General features: G+C 48.8%; 18 protein-coding genes and 3 tRNA genes. 7 read left to right on the forward strand and 14 right to left on the reverse strand.

Translation table 11 applies throughout. The annotated features are described in order from the left end of the window. Positions 1-75: 75 nt before the first annotated feature. From B4H10_RS11335 to B4H10_RS11355, 5 genes are all read right to left on the reverse strand, one after another. Positions 76-1491, reverse strand: a complete 1416-nt coding sequence (locus tag B4H10_RS11335; RefSeq protein WP_075581567.1) for a Na+/H+ antiporter NhaC family protein — start codon at positions 1489-1491, stop codon at positions 76-78. A 19-nt stretch (positions 1492-1510) separates the two neighbouring features. Next, positions 1511-2872, reverse strand: coding sequence for an amidohydrolase family protein (locus B4H10_RS11340; protein WP_292018874.1), 1362 nt, complete (start codon positions 2870-2872; stop codon positions 1511-1513). A gap of 278 nt (positions 2873-3150) precedes the next feature. Next, positions 3151-3236, reverse strand: a tRNA-Leu gene (locus B4H10_RS11345). A 15-nt stretch (positions 3237-3251) separates the two neighbouring features. Then, positions 3252-3327, reverse strand: a tRNA-Phe gene (locus tag B4H10_RS11350). A gap of 5 nt (positions 3328-3332) precedes the next feature. Further along, positions 3333-3409: transfer RNA gene (locus B4H10_RS11355), tRNA-Asp, on the reverse strand. Between the two features lie 303 nt (positions 3410-3712). On the opposite strand from B4H10_RS11355, the gene B4H10_RS11360 reads away from it, so the two are divergent. The 5 genes from B4H10_RS11360 (at position 3713) to amrS (ending at position 9722) form a co-directional block, all read left to right on the forward strand. Further along, entirely contained in the window at positions 3713-5515 is a 1803-nt protein-coding gene (locus tag B4H10_RS11360; RefSeq protein WP_075581569.1) for a sulfatase-like hydrolase/transferase, read from the forward strand. A 106-nt stretch (positions 5516-5621) separates the two neighbouring features. Continuing rightward, positions 5622-6059 carry a MarR family winged helix-turn-helix transcriptional regulator gene (locus B4H10_RS11365; RefSeq protein WP_059076597.1) on the forward strand — a complete coding sequence of 146 codons (438 nt, stop codon included), beginning with the start codon at positions 5622-5624 and terminating at the stop codon, positions 6057-6059. Positions 6060-6070: 11 nt separating this feature from the next. Continuing rightward, complete coding sequence (locus tag B4H10_RS11370; protein ID WP_292018876.1) at positions 6071-7405, forward strand: MATE family efflux transporter; 1335 nt, start codon at positions 6071-6073, stop codon at positions 7403-7405. Between the two features lie 93 nt (positions 7406-7498). Next, positions 7499-8860: an AmmeMemoRadiSam system protein A gene (amrA, locus tag B4H10_RS11375; protein WP_075581571.1), complete on the forward strand. Its 1362-nt coding sequence runs from the start codon at positions 7499-7501 to the stop codon at positions 8858-8860. Positions 8861-8870: 10 nt separating this feature from the next. Further along, a complete protein-coding gene (gene amrS, locus B4H10_RS11380; protein ID WP_292018877.1) occupies positions 8871-9722 on the forward strand; it encodes an AmmeMemoRadiSam system radical SAM enzyme in 852 nt (283 codons plus the stop codon). 921 nt (positions 9723-10643) lie between these two features. Here amrS and trpA read toward each other — a convergent pair. From trpA to B4H10_RS11415, 7 genes are read right to left on the reverse strand one after another with little or no spacing between them, the layout of a single operon-like run. Further along, positions 10644-11426: a tryptophan synthase subunit alpha gene (gene trpA, locus B4H10_RS11385; protein WP_292018878.1), complete on the reverse strand. Its 783-nt coding sequence runs from the start codon at positions 11424-11426 to the stop codon at positions 10644-10646. Then, on the reverse strand, positions 11419-12603 hold the full coding sequence (trpB, locus tag B4H10_RS11390) for a tryptophan synthase subunit beta (RefSeq protein WP_292018879.1): 1185 nt from the start codon (positions 12601-12603) through the stop codon (positions 11419-11421). The genes trpA and trpB overlap by 8 nt, the downstream gene beginning before the upstream one ends. Next, entirely contained in the window at positions 12600-13217 is a 618-nt protein-coding gene (locus tag B4H10_RS11395; protein WP_292018880.1) for a phosphoribosylanthranilate isomerase, read from the reverse strand. Before B4H10_RS11395 ends, trpB begins: the two co-directional genes overlap by 4 nt. A 1-nt stretch (position 13218) precedes the next feature. Further along, positions 13219-13998, reverse strand: a complete 780-nt coding sequence (gene trpC, locus B4H10_RS11400) for an indole-3-glycerol phosphate synthase TrpC (protein ID WP_292018881.1) — start codon at positions 13996-13998, stop codon at positions 13219-13221. A 14-nt stretch (positions 13999-14012) separates the two neighbouring features. Next, a complete protein-coding gene (gene trpD, locus B4H10_RS11405; protein ID WP_292018882.1) occupies positions 14013-15035 on the reverse strand; it encodes an anthranilate phosphoribosyltransferase in 1023 nt (340 codons plus the stop codon). Between the two features lie 18 nt (positions 15036-15053). Then, positions 15054-15626: an anthranilate synthase component II gene (locus B4H10_RS11410; protein ID WP_059076588.1), complete on the reverse strand. Its 573-nt coding sequence runs from the start codon at positions 15624-15626 to the stop codon at positions 15054-15056. Next, complete coding sequence (locus tag B4H10_RS11415) at positions 15623-17092, reverse strand: anthranilate synthase component I family protein (protein ID WP_059076587.1); 1470 nt, start codon at positions 17090-17092, stop codon at positions 15623-15625. The genes B4H10_RS11410 and B4H10_RS11415 overlap by 4 nt, the downstream gene beginning before the upstream one ends. A gap of 539 nt (positions 17093-17631) precedes the next feature. Here B4H10_RS11415 and B4H10_RS11420 point away from each other — a divergent pair. Next, positions 17632-18159 (forward strand): cob(I)yrinic acid a,c-diamide adenosyltransferase, encoded by a 528-nt coding sequence (locus tag B4H10_RS11420; protein WP_292018883.1) that lies wholly within the window; start codon positions 17632-17634, stop codon positions 18157-18159. A gap of 277 nt (positions 18160-18436) precedes the next feature. After that, positions 18437-19426, forward strand: coding sequence for a LysR family transcriptional regulator (locus B4H10_RS11425; protein ID WP_292016957.1), 990 nt, complete (start codon positions 18437-18439; stop codon positions 19424-19426). A 125-nt stretch (positions 19427-19551) separates the two neighbouring features. Here the strand turns inward: B4H10_RS11425 and B4H10_RS11430 are convergent, their stop codons facing one another. Next, the gene (locus B4H10_RS11430) at positions 19552-21012 is read right to left on the reverse strand and encodes a Na+/H+ antiporter NhaC family protein (protein WP_349678356.1); all 1461 of its coding nucleotides are present in this window, start codon (positions 21010-21012) and stop codon (positions 19552-19554) included. A 471-nt stretch (positions 21013-21483) separates the two neighbouring features. Further along, a partial coding sequence (locus tag B4H10_RS11435; RefSeq protein ID WP_292018884.1) for a thiamine pyrophosphate-dependent enzyme occupies positions 21484-22088 on the reverse strand: 605 nt, incomplete at its 5' end.

Below are 22088 nucleotides of genomic sequence, written 5' to 3' on the forward strand. Positions count from 1 at the left end.
CGCTGTACACACATTAACGAAAAACGCGTATCAGTCAATGGCTGGTACGCGTTTTTCCGTTAGTATATATTCTTCTTACATGATGAATCCGCAGACAACATATAATACCATAGAGACGCAGGCAAAGCCTAATACATAAGGCATCTGTGTCTTGATATGGTCCATGATGTTACAGCCCGATGTAGCGCAGGACATGATGGTCGTATCAGAAATAGGCGAGGCATGGTCACCAAAAATGGATCCGCCAAACATGGCTCCTGCCGTAAGAGGAATGCTTACACCCATATTAATCGCCATAGGGAGGGCAATAACGGCCATGATAGCCATTGTCCCCATGGATGTCCCCGTTGCAAAAGACAAAATCATGGCGATGATGAATGTCAGAAGCGGCAGGAGAGACGGTGTAAGGAACTGCATAAAGATAGACGACAAGTAGGCACCGGTTCCCAGCTGTTTTACCAGAGGGCCCAATGTAAAAGCCAGGCACAGGATGGTGGCAATGCCAAACATGGTGCACATGCCTTTCAGTATTTCACTGGTCAATTCTTCCAGAGTAAATACTTTTTCCACAAGGCACATGACGGAAATAGAAAGTACGGATAAGACCGATCCCCAGAGCAATGCCTGCATGCCAGCGCCTTTGGTGAGGTTGCCCGAACCGGTTACGTAGAGGACACCGATAATGGTCACAATCATGACGACAATGGGCACAATCATGTTGGCCAGATGCGGTTTTGCTTTAGGCGCCAATTTAGTCGCATCCTGGGAAGCATTGGCAGCTACATGGGACGGATCATCAAGAGAGCCCGTCTGAGACGCCCGTTCTTCCGCTTTTTTCATCGGTCCGAAATCGACAGGAGCCAGGCAGGAAATCAGGGCAAAAACGACAGCTATAATACAATAAAAATTCAAAGGAATGGACTGAAACAGAACAGTAATGGCCTGATCGGCAGGAACGCCGCCCGATGTCAGATAGCCTGTCATCGCTCCAAGCCAGCCACTGAGTGGCAGCAATACGCACCAAGGTGTCGATGTGGTATGAATGAGAAATGCCGCTTTTTCATGAGACACTTTCATGCTGTCATTGAGGGGTCGGGCAATAGACCCTGTGACCATACAGCTCAGCGAGCCGGACGTGAAGATGACAATCCCCAGAAGCCAGGTAAAAAAGGCTGCCGCTTTTTTGGAACGGATGATGCTCTTTTTGCGGACCATAATATCGACGAAACCTTCGATACCGCCGGACCGTTCAATGAGATAGAGCATCGCCCCAATCAGGAGCAGGGACATGATAACAATCGTATTGCCATTGCTGGCAAAGGTCTTTACGACATTATAAAAGGTTGCATTAATCCCCGTAAAAATATCCGGACTGAGCGTCATGCTTGCCATGAAAATCCCGACCAGGAGAGCGATAAACACATTTCGTATAGCCAGAGCCAGTACAATTGTCACTAGCGGTGGTATAACTGATAGAAAACCATATTCCATACTATATTTCCCCCTTAAATTATTTACGGACAGAACGTCCCAGATGCCACTGGGTCACCTGACAATCCTGGGCTGCCACCTGGCCGCCGAGCAGGACATGTGAAATCCCCCTGCCCGGCAGAACCGGATTCTCAAAGGTCGCTCCGTCGGCAATGACGTGAGGATCAAAAATGACAACATCGGCATCAGATCCGGCTGCCAGATTTCCCTTGTGGGAAATACCCATGCGCGCCGCCGGCATAGCCGTCATTTTGCGGACGGCTTCGTACAAGGAGAGTTTTCCTGTGCGGACAAACTGGCTGAATACGCGGGGAAATGCTCCGGCTGCACGGGGATGGCCCTGCCCATGATTCAGGATACCATCGCTGCCAATCATGACACCGGGATTGCAAAGTGCCATATCAACTTCCTGCTCTTTCATGACATAACAGACGGTGAGATATTCCGGATGGGTCCGGCGCACTTCTTCAAACATCGCCTTCGTACAGCGCCGTCCCTGATAAGTTCCTTCACAAATCTGCACCACATCATAATCGCAATGGTATCTCTGAAGCCACCCATCATCATACGTCGTCGAACCGATTGCCGTAGAAAAGGCATAATAGGGATAGCAGTCACAGGTCACGTCGAGACCGTTCAGGCGATAGGCATCGATCATCTGCAAAAACTCTTCCATCTGACCGAATGCCGCCATGGATCCGATGTGGGACACTTCCGCCGGCAGTCCCAGTTCGCAGGCCACATCAAGAAATTCCCGGCCCGCTGCAAATATGCCTGCCGCATCATCCCGGACATGGGCTGCGATAAGTCGCCGGTCTGACACGCAGGTCCGGGCCGTCGTCACAAATTCCCGGCGGTCGATTCCTGGCACATAGCGCATCCCATAGGAAATACCAAAGCAGCCAGCATCCAGTGCCTGCCGACAAAGCGGCACCATGGCCTGCAGTTCATCATCTGTCACATGACTGTACTTATCCGTATGACCGACAGCTTCCCGGAGCCAGCTGTGCCCGACCAGGAGAGCCACATTAACGGGAGCTCCATCGCGGTCCACGATATCCAGATACTGTATAGGATTATAGCGGTTAACACCACATTCACCGCCCAGGACCGTTGTCACACCCATGCGCAGCATACAGCCGAAAATGGCGTTGTTTTCGTTCTGTTCCAGAGTGCCCTGGGGCGTTACAAAATCTTCATGCATGTGGATGTCGATAAAGCCCGGAGATACGACCTGACCTGCCGCATCAATGATCGTATCGGCTTCCGGTTCCTCCGTTGTCACACCCAGCACGTGATCATCCTCCAGCACCAGATTCAGTTTCGCCTGTACCGCATTAGCCGGATCAATGAGAAGGCCATTTTTAATCAGGGTTTTCAAAAAATCACATTCTTTCCCAGAAAACACGATGCGCATTAAAAACGATAATGATTCAATCGTGTTTATATATATTTTTTCATTTATAAGCCTTGAAATTATTTTTATCTTAGCACGTATCACGTTTTATGACAATAAAAAATGCCCCCCAATGGCGATAAAAAAATACGATGCACTCAATCAAAAAACTGAATGAATATAATTCCTGGCAGAAGCAGATTATTCCACATACACAATAAAAAAGGTTTCCAGTAAATCTACTGAAAACCTTCGCTATCTGTTGGTGCGGTCGATGGGACTTGAACCCATATGAACTTACGTTCACTACCCCCTCAAAGTAGCGCGTCTGCCATTCCGCCACGACCGCATATGAAATTGTTTGTGGTGCTCAGGGACGGAATTGAACCGCCGACACGGGGATTTTCAGTCCCCTGCTCTACCGACTGAGCTACCTGAGCGAATATGGCGACCTCGATCGGATTTGAACCGACGATCTTCGCCGTGACAGGGCGACATGTTAAACCGCTACACCACGAGGCCGTTTCCACTTCCAGTTCCGAGGCCTGAGTGCCTCGAACAAAAAGAATTGTATCATGTATCGCGCACTTTGGCAAGTACTTTTTTTAGTTTTTTTCATTTTTTTGGTGAAAAGAACCATTTTTCCTCTAGGTAAAGAACTTATAATGATGTATAATAAGGACGGTCCGCTATTTACAGGATTCTTACATGAAGCACCCGGACTTTTTACAAATAGATATTACGTCAGAAAGGCAGCGTCATCCTATGTTAGGTTTTCACAAAAAACGTCCTGCACCTTCATGCAGGAAAAATCAGGATTCTTCAATGGCCAGGGGCAATACCGGACGCCAGATTTTCTACCTTATTTGTATCTTTGCCGTCATATATGCATTATGCTTCCAATGGGAGCTTCTCGTGTCACTAGGCCTGGGTGAAGATAACATCGAAGATATGACCTTCGGCCTCATACCGGCCGTTGCCGCCGTTACGTTATCGTTGGCTTTATACTGGAAACACCTGACTCTTTCAGCCATCCTCCCCAATGCCATCATTGGCATTTCCTGGATTATAACAGGTCCCGTACTGAGTTATAATACATTATTAAATAGTAATACCGTCTATTTAAACAATATTTATGACATTTATGTGGGGCTGTATTTTTTTGCTATTTTGTTTTGCCTTTCTATGGCATTGCGCCAATATGCCCCACCAAAAGTGCAGATGGTTCTCATGACACTGATCCAGCTTTTGGCCATTTCGGTCATCGTCCTGCAATGGGGATATTATTATCTTTATCATTCCTCCATCACCACATCGGGCGCCCTTCTGATTTTTCAGACCGGCCCTGCGGAAGTAAAGGAATATTTCGGTTCCCTCGGTTTGGGTAATATGCTGCTCGCTCTTTTCTTTGTAGCAGCCCTGATTGCCTTTTTTGTCATCTGCCAGTATCTGCAGCAGCCATTACCTCGCACGACGTTATACCGCAAAGTATTGCCACTGCTCTCACTGGTCATTGTGCTGCCTTCCATCGGCGCCCTGGGAGAAGAAATTTTTCCGGAATGCTTCCCCATCCGTACCTTCCTGGATACTCATGATTATATGGAACGGTCCGCACTCTATGCCGAGAACCACTCCAGCAAATTTGCCAATCTCCAGGCAGTCCAACTGAGTCCGGCGCAGTATCCCGATACAATCATCGTCGTCATCGGTGAATCGGAAACGCGGACACTCATGAATGCCTATAATCCGGATCATGTTCCCAACACGCCCTGGCTGACGTCAGAAAAAAGCAATCCCCGTTTTACCTTGTTTAACAACGCTTACGCCTGTGTCTGGTATACCGTCCCCGTTCTGGAACATGCCCTGACAGAATCTAATTTCTATAATAATAAGGAATTTAACCAGTCTATTTCTATCATTGACATGGCAAAAAAAGCCGGGTATAAAACGTACTGGTTCAGCAATCAGGGATCTGTCGGCGTCGCCGATACGCCCATCACCTTGGTTGCCAATACAGCCGACGTATCCGAATGGGTAGACCGGGATCTCAAAGAATCGACCCATGACGAAGCCCTGCTGAAATTCCTCAATCAGGTAAATCCCGATGAAAAGAATTTCATTGTCCTCCACATTATGGGCAGCCATATCGAATACCGCAACCGGTACCCGGCAGAATTCCAGCACTTCAACGATGGTAAGATCAATGAAGAAGCCGATTTTGACAACACCGTTCTCTATACGGACTGGATTCTCCAGCAGATTTATGATTATGGCCGTCAGAATCTGAACCTCGATGCCATGATTTACTTCTCCGACCACGGTTCCGATCCGGACGTAGCCCGTGCCCCGGACGGCTCCAGCTTTAAAGTCCTCCGCATCCCTATGTTCGTCTACTTATCAGACGCTTATACGGCGCGGAATCCGCAAATCACCCGCACCGTCAAAGAGCACCAGAATGCGTATTTTACTAATGATCTGGAATATGAATTTATCTGCGGCATCCTCAATATGCAGTCGCCCAGCTACGACCCGTCGTGGAGCCTCGCTTCTGATCAGTGGCATCTGGAACGTCAGGACCTGCGTACCCGCTTTGGCCGGGACAGCCTGATGGATGATACGGAATATTAGAATTCTGGCAGGGTGATGATACAACGCCCAGTTTGACAAAAATCCGAAATCGTATTACTATGATAATAATACGGTTTCGGATTTTATTTTTTAGAAAGGATTTATTATGCCCCATCACACAACAGAAATGCGCCAGCTTATCCTGGCATTCAACCGGATTGACAATGTCTACTATCAGTTTGCCCGCAACAGTTCCATTGGGGAAAACAAGCTCATCCTGCTTTATGCACTGAATGATGGACAGGGCCATTCCCAGAAAGAAATCAGCGAAAACTGGTTACTACCCCGGACTACGGTCAATTCCATCATAAAAGATTTAGAACGGGACGAGCTGATTACGCAGGCAGCGATTCCCGGCAAACGACGTGAAAAGAAAATCTGGCTTACAGATAAAGGCATCGCTTACGCCAATGAAGCCTTAAAAGTCATGTACCAGTGTGAATCCGGGGCTCTGGACGCGGTATTGCAAGTATATCCTTCTTTTGTAAACAGCATGAAGTGTTTCAGCCGGGAGCTGGAACAGCGTTTAAAAGACATGCCGTAAAGGTATCCCCTATGCGTATTCAGTTATCAGATCACTTCACGTACCGCACGTTGCTGCGCTTTTCTCTCCCGTCTATGATTATGATGGTATTCACATCCATCTACGGTGTCGTAGATGGATTGTTCGTTTCCAACTTCGTAGGATCAACTCCTTTCGCTGCTGTCAATCTGGTCATGCCTGTCTTATATTTTCTCAGCGGTCCCGGCTATCTCCTGGGGACAGGCGGTACAGCTGTTGTCGCCGCGACGCTGGGCCAGAAGAAACGCCACCTTGCCAACGGATTTTTTTCCAGTCTGATTCAGACCACTGCTGCAGCCGGTATCATCGTCCTGATACTGGGCCAATGGATGCTGCAGCCGGCTTTACAACTCTTCGGCGCCCAAGGAACGCTTCTGGCAGAAAGTCTTCACTACGGACGAATCGCCCTGCTAGGCGTTCCGTTTCTGATGCTGCAGGATGCCTTTCAAAGTTTTTTTGCCGCAGCCGAAAAACCGCGTCTGGGATTGGAAATCATCATTGCCGCCGGCATTACCAACGCCCTTCTCGATGCCCTGTTCATCATCGTTCTGGACTTGGGCCTGACAGGAGCCGCTGCTGCCACGGTACTCGGCATGGCCGTAGGCGGACTGCTTCCCGTCCTGTATTTCATCCGCCCCAACACGAGTCTCCTCCGCCTGGGCAAAGGCATTTATTCAGCCCGGATACTGGGTCGTGCCTGCCTGAACGGCTCTTCAGAAATGGTAAACGTCGCCGCCAGTTCTCTCGTCACATTCCTATACAATTATCAGCTTCTGAAATGGGCGGGCCCGGACGGGGTTGCCGCCTATGGCGTCGTCATGTACCTCAGCTTCATTTTTGCCGCCGTCTATATCGGATATGCTATGGGAGCATCGCCAGTCATTGCCTATCATCTGGGAGCGAAAAACCGGGAAGAACTGCACAATTTGTTCCGCCGCAGCATGCATATCCTGGCCGCGTTTAGTCTCACGACGTTTTCCATCACCCAGCTGTTCGCCTCACCCCTTACCGCTCTGTTCGTCGGTTATGACCAGCACCTGTGGGCTTTTACCCTGCAGGGCATGCGCTGGTATAGTCTGGCATTTCTGTTCAGTACCTTTAATTATTTCGGCTCCGCCTTTTTCACGGCCCTCAACAACGGCCTCGTTTCAGGACTTCTGGCATTTGTCCGGACACTCGTACTGGAACCGCTCTGTATCATCATTTTTCCTCTTTTATATGGGACGACCGGTATATGGGCGGCTTTTCCCATAGCCGAAATCTGCACCTGTCTGATTACGGTATCCACATTTTACAGACTGGGTTCCCGCTACGGCTATCTCCATTAGGCATGGACGTCTGTTTTTCTCCTGAAAATAGTGTAGAATATAGTATATAAGAATATATCTGATTTCTATTCCTTCCACAAAGGGGGTTTTCCTATGGATACGACTTGTCTAGGCGCCGCACTGCTGCCACATCCGCCCATCATGCTGCCGGAAATCGGCCAGCAGGAACTGAAAAAAATGGAAGCTACTGTAACCGCTGTTTCAACGGCTGCATCGCTTCTGGTGGAACGCCGGCCAGAAACGCTGGTCGTCATTACCCCACATAATTATGTCTTTTCTGACAGCGCGGCTATCTTTCCCGCAGCCCGGATTCACGGGGACCTGGGAAAATTCGGTTTTCCTGACCTAACCATGAACGTCAACACCGACATGGAACTGGCTGAAGAAATCCTCCGTCAGGCTGATGGTCACACACCTCTATACCGGATTGATGAAGAGTGGGCCGAAAAATACGGCCATGCCATCTTCCTGGACCAGGGCGCGTTCGTCCCCCTGTATTATATGAAGAAAGCCGGATTTGACGGTCCTGTCGTCCTGCTGTCGCCCCGTTTTGACGATTATGAAAGCATGACGGAATTAGGTCACCTCGTCGTCCAGTCTGCAGCCAGGACCGGCCGTCGCATTGCTATCATCGCCTCTGGTGACTTGTCCCACCGCCTTTCTCCCGGATCACCCAATGGGTATTCCCCATCGGGCGCTATCTTCGACAAAACCGTCATGGAAGGATTGAAAAAACAAGATCTCTCCGGCATCCGCGCCATGTCATCCCAGCTCATTGAAGAAGCGGGAATGTGCGGCCTCCCCTCGGTCTACTTTCTCTTTGGAGCCCTGCGCTGCATGCATCCATCGATGCCTGTATTCTCTTATGAAGGGCCTTTCGGAGTCGGATACGGCGTGGCACTCTATCTTAATGAAAGCGACGGCGCCCAGGTCACAGACCGGGCTGTTCCCGATATTCGCGTGCGCCTGGCCCGGGAAAGTATTGCTTATTATCTGGAACATCACAGCGTAATGGCCGTGCCAAAAAATCTTCCGGAAGGCCTGACAGACCGGGCAGGTGCTTTTGTTTCGCTTCACAAAGGCAGCATGCTCCGCGGTTGCATCGGGACATTTCTTCCCATGCAGATGAACATTGCCAGTGAAATTATTCATAACGCCGTCTCTGCCGCCACCAGAGACCCCCGTTTCTATCCGGTCCGGCCGGAAGAACTGAATGAATTGTCTATCTCCGTTGACGTACTCGGCGCTCCTGAAGCCATCACTTCACCGGACAAACTGGACCCGAAAAAATACGGTGTCATCGTCATGAGCCATGCCCGTACAGGTCTGCTGCTCCCGGATCTTCCTGGTGTCGATACGGTACAGCAGCAGATAGATATTGCCAAAGAAAAGGCCGGCATCCCGCCACAGGTCCGCCCTGATTTATACCGCTTTACGGTAACCCGTTACAAGTAGGTGATGCCCCATGGAAGCTGCATATTACAAGCGGGGAAGTGACCAGGTGATTCAATGCCAGCTCTGTCCTCATCACTGTCATATACGAGAAGGGGAAACAGGATTCTGCCGCACCCGAAAAAATGAAGATGGGACCCTTCTGGCCCTCAATTACGGTCAGTGCACCTCCTTGGCGCTGGATCCTATCGAGAAAAAACCGTTCCGGTATTTTCACCCTGGCAGTCAGATTTTATCTACTGGCTCGTGGGGCTGCAATCTGACCTGCACATTTTGTCAGAACTGGCGCATATCCCAGGGCAGCCCTTCCTGGCAGGAATTGTCTCCCCGGAGAGCAGCCCATCTGGCCCGGAGCCTGAAAGAACGGGATAATATTGGTCTTGCCTATACATATAATGAACCGTCCGTGACCTATGAATGGATACGGGATACAGCACCACTGATCCGCGAGGCCGGGCTCTATAATGTGATAGTAACCAATGGATACATAGAAGACTCGCCTCTCCAATCGCTTCTCCCGCTTATCGATGCCTGGAACATCGATTTGAAAAGCTGGAGTGATGATTACTATCGGCGTATCTGTCAGGGCACATTATCCCCGGTTCTTCATACTATCGAAAAAGCAGCCGCTGTATCTCATGTAGAAGTAACCTGTCTCATTCTTCCCGGAGTCAATGATAATCCGGAAGACATGGTCTCTCTCGCTTCGTGGCTGGCATCCATCCGTCCGGATATTCCCCTGCATATTACACGATATTTCCCACGATATCACTGCACGCTGCCGCCGACTCCCATAGAAACATTGAAAACACTGCAGCAGATTGCCTGTCAGTACCTGTCCCATGTCCATATGGGAAACGTATAAGGCGTGACATACCGTCGTGTTTATTCTATCATGGAATTGTTTTAAATATTTTACATACTCATAGGCTATTATTCCTTGTTTTTTCTCCTGAATATGGTATACTAACAACAGCCTTGCAAGGTAATTGCAAGGCAAACGGAAAAAGGATACTACCTTCTTTCCCTCTTATTTCCATTCTTTTCAGAATGAATAGTATACCCCAATACGAAACCCAATGAGTTACGAAAAAAGCGAGACATTAACCCCTGTCTCGCTTTTTTCATGCAATAATAGAATAGATTTTTCTGTAATTTTTTAATAATTGAATAAGACAAGCAGAATATATTATGGTATAATGTAGTCAAGAAAGAGAAAGGGGTGAGTCCAATGGGTTCAGAAGAAACAGCAGCCACGTATAAGTCCGACGAAAAGGGAGAAACAAGTAATACCGTAAGAAACGCAAGCGGAACGACAAGGCACGTAGCCTGGAGAAAGGAAAGACGAATTTCGTTGGACTGTCATGCATTATCAGACAATACAGTGTTCTGACCAGCCACTCCGACCAGGGAATCAGACGAACAAGGTAATCACTACGCAAAGGCATCCGGACCGTCAAGACGGGAGATGGATACGTACTAACCGGCGGTGAAGGTATCGGTCGGAAAGCACGGATACGAAGAATCCTGTTTACACTGTCATTGTTCGTTACAAGTACAAAAAGCAGCAGCATCTAAATCTTCGTTTACATAGATTACAACTGAATCGGTTTATGGTTTATGTAGTAAGCGAATGATTGTGTGTGATTTTTTGCGAGGTTAAAGATACCAGAACCAGAATAACTCATATCGACTGCACATAAGAAAGAAACGTAAGAAAACCCGGCGGGCATATGTCGTGTGCCCGCCGGGTTCATTTTGTCTCTGCAACTCCTGTTTCGTATATTTATTGTATACCACGCATGGTTGCTTCCTTCATGGCTTTTACATAATCATAAATATGAGGAGCCGCATCATCTCCATATTGGGCAATAATCTTGACGATAGCGCTGCCGACGATGACACCATCGGCTATGGCACCGATTTTTTCGGCCTGTTCTGTCGTATTGATGCCGAACCCTACTGCCGCCGGCACATTAGTCACATGTTTTACGACATCGATGATTTCTTTGAGGTCTGTTTTGATTTCCGTACGTGTCCCAGTAACTCCCAAAGAGGAAACGATGTACAAGAACCCTTCTCCCACTTTTGCTATTTTTTCAATGCGATCTTTCGATGTCGGTGCAATCATAGAAATGATATCGATACCATGCGCTTTAGCTGCCGCCGCACATTCTCCCCTTTCTTCATAGGGCATGTCGGGAATGATGATGCCATCCATTCCCGTTTCTTCACAACGGGCGAAGAAACGGTCCGGCCCGTAGTGGAAAACGGGATTCAGATACGTCAGGAATACGAGTGGAATCTGTGTTTCTTTCCGCACTTTTTTTACCAGTTCAAACACGTCATCTATGCGCGTGCCGGCTTCCAGTGCCCGCAAATCAGCTTCCTGGATAACGACGCCTTCGGCAATCGGATCGGAAAAAGGGATTCCGATTTCTATTAAATCGACGCCAGCCTTTTCCATGGTCATAATATATTCATAGGTTTTATCGAGTGACGGATCCCCGGCAGTCAGAAATCCGATAAACGCCTTGCCATCTTTAAATGCGTTGCCAATCTTACTCATGGATGTCCCTCCCTTTATATCTTGCAATCGCCGCTACGTCTTTATCTCCCCGGCCGGACAGGCAGACGATGATGATATCGTCTTTATTCATCTTCGGTGCTATCTGCATCGCATGGTACACGGCATGAGCACTTTCGATAGCGCAGATGATGCCTTCCGTGCGGGCCAGATATTCAAAGGCTTCTACGGCCTGATCATCTTTGACCGGTACATACTGGGCGCGGCCCGTTTCATGCAGGTAAGCATGTTCCGGTCCGATACCGGGATAATCGAGACCGGCTGAAATAGAATATACGGCATCGATCTGTCCATCGTCGTTCTGGCAGAACAGGGACTTCATGCCGTGGAAAATACCGACTTTACCTTTGGCAATAGTCGCTGCATGGAGTTTCGTATCGATCCCCTTGCCGGCAGCTTCACAGCCAATGAGTTGTACGCCTGTATCAGGGATAAAATGATAGAACATGCCCATGGCGTTCGATCCGCCGCCTACACAAGCCAGAACGGCATTCGGCAGTTTTCCTTCTTTTTCCAGAATCTGCTGCCGGGCTTCCTCGCTGATGACGGCCTGGAAATCACGGACCATCATCGGGAACGGATGGGGACCCATGGTCGAGCCGATGACATAATGAGTATCATCGACACGGCTGACCCATTCGCGCATCGCTTCGTTGACAGCATCCTTGAGAACACGCGACCCCGATGTAACGGCATGGACTTTGGCTCCCAGTAATTCCATGCGGTACACATTCAGTGCCTGGCGCATCGTATCTTCTTCCCCCATGAATACTTCACATTCCAATCCCAGGAATGCCGCTGCCGTAGCCGTAGCTACCCCGTGCTGCCCGGCACCTGTTTCGGCAATGACCCGGGTCTTACCCATCTTTTTTGCCAGCAGGCACTGGCCGAGAGCATTATTGATTTTATGGGCACCTGTATGGTTCAGGTCTTCCCGCTTCAGATAGATTTTGGCTCCCCCCAGGTCCTTTGTCATCCGGTCTGCATAATACAATAAGGACGGTCTGTTGGCATAATTGTCCAGTAAGTCTTTGAGTTCCGTCTGGAACTGGGAATCATTCTTGTAATACGCATAGGCCTTATCGAGCCTTTGTATTTCATTCATCAGTGTTTCCGGTATATACTGACCGCCGAAAGGGCCGAATCTTCCTGTTGTCATAATCGTTCCTCCTGTTGCATCCCGCTGCGTGCGTATGCCATAAATTGTTTCATTTTTTCGTAATCTTTGACGCCATCCGTCTCTATTCCGCTGCTTACATCGACAGCATACGGATGGTATGACAATGCCTGTTTCACATTTTCTGCGCGAAGCCCCCCCGCCAGAAAGAATGGACGGTGGATGTACGGCAGCAGTGACCAGTCAAAGGTCTGCCCGGTCCCGCCAGTCCCGTGATCGAGCAGTACATAATCGGCACTACTCCCCCCAATGGCTGCCAGTTGTTCTGTTCCGTCCAGAGAAAAAGCCTGAATGACTGGAACGGAAATGACTTGTCGCAATTTCCGTATGTACGCTTCATCTTCACTGCCATGGAGCTGTACCAGCTGGATGGTTCCCCTGGTCACTAAATCGGCAATATGCCGTATGTCTTCGTTTTGAAATACTCCCACAACCTGGATTTCCGGCCGGAGATGGTGCCGCAAGCTGGCCGCCAGTTCATCGGTCACGCGCCGTTTCCGGCCGGCAAAGACGAATCCGGTATAATCCGGGCAAAACTCATTGGCCCATTCAATATCACACAATCGTTTGAGGCCACATAACTTGACTTTTACCATGTCACACACCTGCCAGTTCAGCCAGCTTGGTCTTCTTGTCGGCTGCCCGCATCAGCGTTTCTCCGATAAGGACGGCATCGACGCCGTGTTCCCTGAGAGTCTTCGTGTGAGCTGCTGTCTTGATGCCGCTTTCGGCAACAAACAGGATGGAGTGAGGTACCATCGGCCGCAGGTGACAGCTCGTAGAAAGAGATACGGTAAAATCTTTCAGATTGCGGTTATTGACGCCGATGATACGCGCCCCGGCCGCTATGGCCCGGCGCACCTCCTGCTCATCGTGTGCTTCTACCAGCGCCGAGAGGCCCAGCGAATCAGCCAGCTGGAAGAAGCAGCGCAGCGTAGCGTCATCGAGGATAGCGCAAATCAGCAGTACCGCTGCCGCTCCATTGGCCTGGGCTTCGTATATCTGATACTCATCGATGATGAAGTCTTTCCTAAGGACAGGAATCGTAACTTCCGCCGCGATATCTTTCAGATACGAAATACTGCCTTGGAAATAATCCCGTTCGGTCAGGCAGGAAATAGCCGCTGCCCCAGCTTCTTCATAGGCTTTTGCAATGGCGGCATAGGGAAAATCGGGAGCAATTAATCCTTTCGACGGCGAGGCCCGCTTCACTTCGCAGATAAAGGATAAGCCCGGCTGCGATAAGGCCTGTTCAAAAGGGTAGCCGACCGGCTTAGGCGCCTTCAAGGCCAGCTGCTTCATCTCCTCTGGTGAAATAGCCGCTTTATCAGCAGCGAGGCGCTTCGAAACGGCTGCCGTAATATCATCTAAAATCATGGATCTGCCTCCCATCAGCGATTGCTGACTTCGATGCATTTATCAAGGACGGCCGTGGCCTTACCGCTATCGATGAGCGAAGCAGCCAGTTTGATGCCGTCGGCGATGGAATCAGCCTTGCGGGCTACGAACAGCGCCGCGCCGGCGTTAAGCAGTACAGCATTTCGTTTTGTTCCTTGAATCTTGCCTGCCAGAAGATCTCTTGTAATCTGTGCGTTTTCTTCCGGTTTACCGCCAATCAGGTCTGCTTTTTCCCCCGGCATCATACCGAAATCTTCCGGCCGGATGGTAGAGGTCCGGTAATAACCGTCACGCAATTCACAGATTGTCGTCGGGCCATTCGGCGATATTTCATCGAGTTTTTCTTTGCCATAGGCGACAATGGCCCGTTTGACACCAAGGGAATCTAGGACTTTTACCAACGGTTCTACCAGGTATTCATCGTAGACGCCGAGAAGAAACATTTCCGGTTTTGCCGGGTTAGTCAGCGGCCCGAGGATATTGAAGACCGTACGGAAGCCCAGTTCTTTGCGGATGGGACCGACGTATTTCATGGCGGCGTGATATTTCTGAGCGAACATAAAGCAGAAATTCGTTTCTTTCAGCATGGTCAGAGCCAGCTGCGGATCTTCCTGAATATTGATACCCAGCGCTTCCAGGCAGTCTGCCGTGCCGCACAGCGACGAGGCAGCGCGATTGCCGTGCTTAGCTACTTTGACGCCCGCTGCGGCAATGACCATGGCGGCCGTCGTGGAAATATTGAAGGTATGGGCGCCATCACCGCCGGTACCGACGATTTCCAGCACTTCCATGCCCGGATGAGGAACGGGCGTCGCAAGAGAACGCATAGCTTCAGCACATCCCGAAATTTCATCAATGGTTTCTGCTTTCGTACTCTTTGTAGAAAGCGCGGAAAGAAAAGCCGCATTCTGCGTCGGCGTCGTTTCCCCTTTCATGATTTCCAGCATGACCGTTTTGGCTTCATCGTACGTCAGGTCACCTTTGCTGACAATTTTAATAATCGCTTCTTTAATCATGATAAATCCCCCTCTGTCCTATATATGCATATTTAAGAAATTTTGTATCATAATCGGTCCCTGCGGTGTCAGGATAGATTCCGGATGAAACTGCAGGCCATATGTCGGATAGTCTTTGTGGCGTACCGCCATGATTTCCCCATCCTCCGTCCGGGCTAGAACCTGTAATTCATCGGGCAGCGTATCCGGATCCAGTGCCAGCGAGTGATACCGGCCCACATCGATACGTTTGCCGAGGCCGGAAAACAATGGATCTTCCGTGTCAACTTCCACGATGGACTGCTTGCCATGCATCAATTCTTTGGCGTAGGTAATCGTACCGCCATAGGCTTCACATAAAGCCTGATGGCCCAGGCAGACGCCGAGGAGTGGCACTTTGCCGGTAAAATAGGTAATGGCCTGTTCACAGATTCCTGCATCGGCCGGTCTTCCCGGTCCCGGAGAAATGATGATGTGGTCCGGCTTCATGGCAGCAATCTCTTCTACCGTCTTTTCATCATTGCGGATGGCCAAAATATCCGGGTCGAATTGTCCCAGGAGCTGATACAAATTATAGGTAAAACTATCATAGTTATCGATGAGTACAATCATTGGTCTATCCCTCCATCGGCCTTTTCCAGTGCGAGTACGACGGCTTTTGCCTTATTGATGCATTCCTGATGTTCTTGTTCCGGAACGCTGTCCGCTACGATGCCGGCACCAGAGCAGACGAAGACGTGATTTTTTTTCTTGTACGCCAGGCGGATGCCAATGCAGCAGTCCATGTTTCCCGTAAAATCGATATAGCCGATGGCCCCTCCGTAGACGCCCCGTTTATGACCTTCCAGTTCATCAATGATTTCACAGGCCCGGATTTTGGGAGCTCCGGAAAGCGTCCCTGCCGGCAGCACGGAAGCAATGGCATCGACAGCCGTCTTGTCTGGCCGTATCCGGCTGTGCACAGTCGAACCGATATGCATGATATGGGAGAAGCGGAGTACGTCGAGATATTTTTCTACGTGGACGCTGCCAAATTCACTGATGCGTCCCAGATCATTCCGCCCCAGATCGACAAGCATATTATGTTCTGCCAGTTCTTTGGCGTTATGGAGCAATTCCTGTTCCAATGCCTGATCCTCTTCCTGTGTCTTTCCCCTGGGCCGCGAACCAGCCAGTGGGAAAGTAAATAAGTTGCCATCTTCCAGACGGGTCAGTGTTTCCGGTGATGAGCCGGCCAGTTCGATTTCATCACCAGAAAAGAAGAACATATACGGCGATGGATTCAGCGTGCGCAATACGCGGTATGTATCGAGCAGGCTGCCTTCGGCTTCGGCCATCATGCGGTTGGAGAGGACGACCTGGAAAATATCACCTTCCCGGATATATTCCTTTCCTTTTTCCACCATGCGACAGTATTCGTCTTTCGTAAAAAGAGGCTTAAATTCACTTTTGAGTGTAAGTGGAATATTCCGGGCTTTTTCCCCTTTGCGTATGAGTACTTCCATGCGCTGTAATTCCAGCATAGCCCGATTATAATTTTCATCAGCCGATTCCAGCCGTACGTTGACGATAAGGTAAATCTGTTGTTTGAGATTGTCGAAGACGATGACCTTATCAAACAGCATGAGGTCAAAATCATTAAATCCATCATCATCTTTTGCCTGCAGATTCAGGGATGGTTCGGCGTATTTGATGAAATCATAGGCAAAATATCCGACAAGCCCGCCTGTAAAGGGCGGCATGCCATCGATACGCGGTGCTTTATTATCATCCAGGATCTGACTGATGAACGTTTCGGGATGCTGCGAGCGGACCGTAACTTCTGCCCCGGTCTTGATATGAACGACGCCGTCCTTGCAATAAATACCCATCTGTGGATCGTATCCGATAAAACTGTACCGACCCCAGCGCTGGCTGTCTTCCATACTTTCCAGCAGGTAGCAGTGAGAACTGACATTCTTGACGATGCGCAGCACTTCGACTGGCGTACGTACGTCAGCATATATACTGCGGCACAACGGTACGACTTTATATGTGCCGGCATATTGTTTTATTTCTTCCAGACTCAGCGTTTCCATTGGGACCTCCTCCATTCAGACACCAAAAAACCGCCCCTGACAATTGTATATATTGTCAAGGACGGTTAACTTATACCGCGGTGCCACCTTGCTTCAGGATCTGACTCCTGCTCTCGACGGAATACCATCATATTCCCGGCAACTGACGTATGCCTCCACGTCGCAGAATACTCGGCATCAGCCTTTGACTGCGCCCTCAGCGGTCCATTTAACAAGCTGCTTACGGCCGGCTCTCAGCACCCCGGCTCTCTGTACGTGCACGTCATGTTTTTACTTCCGCCTCAAAGGTTTTGGGACGATGTTCATTTGATGTACCAAATCATACACCGGGATACGAGCCTTGTCAAGTACCAGAAGACGAAGTAAAACGTGATACGCACAAATTTATTTTTATGCGCCACAAAACCGGTATCAGCGATATGAAAAAATGTATGTATGACTATGACAAATTCCATTGTCTCCCCTAATTCGTGCATCTGTGCAAGCCTTATTTTCTGTGCTATACTGAAAAAAATACTACCTGCGAGGAGGGATTTGATATGGACACAGGGCTCATTCATATTTACTGCGGTGACGGCAAAGGAAAAACGACGGCATCCCTGGGGCTGACGATCCGCTGTGCCGGCCGCGGCGGCAAGGTATTATTCACCCAGTTCCTCAAAGATATGGAAACAGGAGAACTGGCTTCGCTGGCCTGCATCCCCGGCATCACGGTCATCCGTGGCAAGGGATTTAAAAAATTCACCTTCCAGATGACACCGGAAGAATTGGCAGAAGCCAAAAAAATCCAGACACAGATGTTCGATGAAATCGTAGATACGGTACGCAAGGATCCGCCGGATATGCTCGTCCTCGATGAAATACTCGTCACCTGCAGCCTGGGCCTTCTCGATGAAGAAAAAGTACTGCAATTCCTGCGCACAAAGCCAGAAAAACTGGAAGTCGTCATGACGGGCCGCAATCCGTCACAAGCCCTTATCGACATGGCTGATTACGTATCGGAAATCTGTAAGCGCAAACACCCCTTCGATAAGGGGATAGGCGCCCGCGTCGGTATTGAAGAATAAGCCATCTATTCATGCTGAACCAAAGCTGATATAATGCGAAAAACCTGGCATAAACGTTTCCTGGCCAGGTTTTTCTTTATGACAAAAGCACTATTTATATGTAATAAACTACATATTATTCCATCACGGTTCCTGTACTTTTTATACTATCTCACTTTGTTCCGCCACTTTTCCTTTAATTTTAGGAAACACTCTGTTAAAATAATGATATACACTATATGTCGGACACTTTTTAGTTTATGTATATAGATTACCCATATATCAAGGAAGTGGCAGTATGACCTTACAACAGCTTCATTACATTGTTGAACTATCAAAGCATAATTCTATTTCAGCGGCCGCCCAGGCTCTGTTCATTGCCCAGCCCAGTCTTAGTACAGCTGTAAAAGAGCTGGAGAAAGAATTTCACATTACCATTCTGGAACGAAACCGCCATGGCATCAGTTTTACACCGGAAGGGCTGGAATTCCTCAATTATGCCAATCATATCATCGAGCAGACGACAAGCCTGCGCGAACATTTCAGTCCTCAGCAGGAAGGAGAAAAAAAGCTGCGCCTGTCTATTTCTTCCCAGCATTATATGTTTGCCGTCGATGCCCTCACCGATTATCTGCAGTCGATTATACGGAATCCCCGGTACACCATCACCTTCCGTGAAGGCCGTACTTCCCAGGTCATTCAGGATGTCATCACTCAGCGCAGCCAGATTGGCATCATTTTTATTTCCAAAATGACACAGAAATTCATGGAACGGACTCTCCGCAAAAATGGGCTGGAGTTCACAGAGCTCTTTTCCTATCCGCCTTATGTATTTATGAATACGGCTCATCCATTATCCAAATACGATTCCCTGTCGATAGAACAGCTGGCACCATATCCCTATATCCAGTACACTCAGGAAGAAGACTCGTACCAGTTTTCTGAAGAAATCATTATCCCCGATATCAATCCCGAACGGGCCATCAATATCACCGACCGTTCCACCTTATTCAGTATCATCGCTTCGACCGATGCCTATACAGTCGGTACGGGTATCCTGTTCCGCGCATGGGATTATTGGCCTATCGTGTCTATTCCTATGAAAAACCCGCTGGATATCATGCGCGTCGGCTGGATAAAATCCCAGACTACAAACTTATCTCCGACAGCCCGGGACTATATCGAACAATTAAAAAATACTCTCATCAACCGTGGCGTGACCCTGTCGGAATCAGCCGTTCCAAAAACAATTGATTCTGCAAAACCTGATATGCCATCAGAAAGCTAAGCAGATATAGCAAAACAAGCTGTAACAAAAGGACTTCAAAAGTCCTTTTGTTACAGCTTGTTTTATTAATACTATTCAGTCCGACAGAGGCTTCCGGAATCCAGAAGCCTCTGTCAGATGAAACCCTATGCTGTTATGGAGTTTGTGCTTTTTCCAGCACTACCTTCAACCTGACTCTGCGGTTTCTGTTCGGCAAAGTTCCAGGGATCTTTGCGGATGAAACCATCGGAGAAAGGAACGAAAACGGAAATGATGGCAGATATGCCGAGGAGGTAAATGAACCAGCAATACGGCAATACTTCCAGCGGAGATACTCTGCCGTTGGCAAAGCCGACCATGATCAGCATTTGTGCGCCGTATGGGATGAGGCCCTGGAAGATAGAAGAAAATGTACTCAGGAGGGCCGCACTGCGGCGGGGATCAACGTGGAACTTATAGCAGATGCGTTTGGCAACTTCGCCGTTGATGATGATGGAAACGGTATTATTGGCCGTAGCAATATCCGTAATGGATACCAGTGCAGAAATCCCAAGTTCGGCCGAATTCTTGCCTTTGATAAAGCGCTGTACATTGACCAGCAGGTACGAAATCCCACCGGCTTTATTGACCATAGCAGCCAGGCCGCCAGTCAGCATGGAGAGGAAGAAGATATCCGTCATGCCCAGGAAGCCTTTGTAAATAGCCTGTGCAAAAGTCAGAGCCGTCAGATCTCCATAGAAGAGCCCGATAATGCCAGCCAGGACGATACCACCGGCCAGGACCATGAATACGTTGGCACCGGCAACGGCCGTAACCAGAACGACTACATAAGGCAGAACTTTAATCAGATTATAGGGATGGTCCCCTGTGCTGACGGCCGTTTCAGAACCACCGAAAATAATCAGCAATATGACTGTCAGGATGGCCGGAATCAATGTCAGCCAGAAATTCAGGCGGAATTTATCTTTCATGGCACAGCCCTGTGTACGGGTTGAAGCAATGGTCGTATCAGAAATAATGGAAAGGTTATCGCCGAGCATAATCCCACCCATGACACAGCCGATCATGAGAGGCAGGGGAATCCCGGCCTTTTCAGCAACAGCAACAGCGATAGGTCCGACAGCAGCCGCACTGCCAACAGACGTGCCCGTTGCCGTGGCAATGAAACCAGAAATGACGAATACGCCTGCTGCCAGGTATTCTGGCGGGATATAGGTCAGACCCAGGTTAACCGTCGAATCGATACCACCCATGGCTTTACAGGTAGCGGCGAAGCCACCAGCCAGCAGGTAGATGATACACATGATGATGATGTTGGAATCACCACAGCCTGCGACAAACGTTTCAAATTTTTCTTCAAAATTACCTTTAATGACAAAAAATGCAGTAATCGCGCCAATAGCGGCTGCCAGCGGAGCCGGGAACTGGTAGAAGGCCATTTCCATGCCACTCATATCCAGAATAATGCCACTGCCCAGGTATACGGCAACAAAGACGATGAACGGAATGAGAGCAACGGCATTTGGTTTTGCCTGATTCGTTACTTGTTCCTTCTCCTCCTTGACATCCATCTCGACTTCTTTTTCGAGTTCTTCACGCTCTTTCATATGATTTCTCCTTTCAAATATCCCAATGAAATAACAGCATCGGATTCTTCTGCTTTATAAAAGATCTGTAGTGGCCACGTATCACAGATTCTTATACATAATTATAGTTTCTAATAATATCAACTCACAAGATATAACATATATCGCATATGTCCCCGTCCATCTATGCTTAATATATTTTTAATAATATTATTGCCATAGATGCATATGCAGTTATTATTTTTCGTATTTCTTAACTCTGTACTTATTTTACACTATAATGTCGTTTTTGTATAATATATATTCATTTTGGTTTTATATAGTTAAATTTTATATTAACTTTGTGGTGACATGTAGTTAAATATAATAAACCTCAATATCGTATAAGCGCACAAAAGCACCCCGGACATATATCCAGAGTGCTTTCGTGCGCTTATACATCTATGGTGAAAATGGAGGTTGTTAACAGACAGAGGGGAGATACAGGGGGTATTACTTTCTGTCTGCCAATTCCTTATAGGAATCGAGTCGGTCTTTCATATCTTTTTCCGTACGTTCGTAGAACTGTTCCGCCTGTTCCGGGAAGACTTTCTGCAACGATGCATACCGTACTTCTCCCAGGAGGAAGTCCTTCAGATCGCCCTTGGGATCTTTCGAATCCAGAGTGAAGCCGTTCTTGCCGGCTGCTTCTACATCCGGATTGTACCGGTAGAGATGCCAGTATCCGTTCTGTACGGCTTTCTTTGCTTCTATCTGGCTGAAGCCCATGCCCTTCTTGATGCCGTGGTTGATACACGGTGCATAGGCGATAATCAGGCTCGGTCCTTTATAGGCTTCGGCTTCCTTGATGGCCTTGATGCACTGGTTCATGTCAGCACCGAGGGCTACCTGGGCTACATAGACATAGCCATAGGTCATGGCCATACGGCCTAAGTCCTTCTTCTTCGTCCGTTTGCCGCCAGCTGCGAATTTTGCAATGGCGCTGGTCGGTGTCGCTTTCGACGACTGGCCGCCTGTATTGGAGTAGACTTCTGTATCCATGACCAGGACATTGACATCTTCATCCTGGGCCAGGACGTGGTCCAGGCCGCCGTAGC

This window comes from Megasphaera sp. UBA4382, from assembly GCF_002391155.1.
Lineage (GTDB): Bacteria > Bacillota > Negativicutes > Veillonellales > Megasphaeraceae > Megasphaera > Megasphaera hexanoica.

Coding starts and splice junctions, on each gene's coding strand:
- B4H10_RS11420 (WP_292018883.1), top strand. CDS start 17,632: ATGGACACAGGGCTCATTCATATTTACTGCGGTGACGGCAAAGGAAAA.
- trpA (WP_292018878.1), bottom strand. CDS start 11,426: ATGAGTAAGATTGGCAACGCATTTAAAGATGGCAAGGCGTTTATCGGA.
- B4H10_RS11335 (WP_075581567.1), bottom strand. CDS start 1,491: ATGGAATATGGTTTTCTATCAGTTATACCACCGCTAGTGACAATTGTA.
- B4H10_RS11370 (WP_292018876.1), top strand. CDS start 6,071: ATGCGTATTCAGTTATCAGATCACTTCACGTACCGCACGTTGCTGCGC.
- B4H10_RS11430 (WP_349678356.1), bottom strand. CDS start 21,012: ATGAAAGAGCGTGAAGAACTCGAAAAAGAAGTCGAGATGGATGTCAAG.
- B4H10_RS11415 (WP_059076587.1), bottom strand. CDS start 17,092: ATGGAAACGCTGAGTCTGGAAGAAATAAAACAATATGCCGGCACATAT.
- B4H10_RS11410 (WP_059076588.1), bottom strand. CDS start 15,626: ATGATTGTACTCATCGATAACTATGATAGTTTTACCTATAATTTGTAT.
- B4H10_RS11360 (WP_075581569.1), top strand. CDS start 3,713: ATGGCCAGGGGCAATACCGGACGCCAGATTTTCTACCTTATTTGTATC.
- amrA (WP_075581571.1), top strand. CDS start 7,499: ATGGATACGACTTGTCTAGGCGCCGCACTGCTGCCACATCCGCCCATC.
- B4H10_RS11365 (WP_059076597.1), top strand. CDS start 5,622: ATGCCCCATCACACAACAGAAATGCGCCAGCTTATCCTGGCATTCAAC.
- trpD (WP_292018882.1), bottom strand. CDS start 15,035: ATGATTAAAGAAGCGATTATTAAAATTGTCAGCAAAGGTGACCTGACG.
- amrS (WP_292018877.1), top strand. CDS start 8,871: ATGGAAGCTGCATATTACAAGCGGGGAAGTGACCAGGTGATTCAATGC.
- trpB (WP_292018879.1), bottom strand. CDS start 12,603: ATGACAACAGGAAGATTCGGCCCTTTCGGCGGTCAGTATATACCGGAA.
- B4H10_RS11425 (WP_292016957.1), top strand. CDS start 18,437: ATGACCTTACAACAGCTTCATTACATTGTTGAACTATCAAAGCATAAT.
- B4H10_RS11395 (WP_292018880.1), bottom strand. CDS start 13,217: ATGGTAAAAGTCAAGTTATGTGGCCTCAAACGATTGTGTGATATTGAA.
- trpC (WP_292018881.1), bottom strand. CDS start 13,998: ATGATTTTAGATGATATTACGGCAGCCGTTTCGAAGCGCCTCGCTGCT.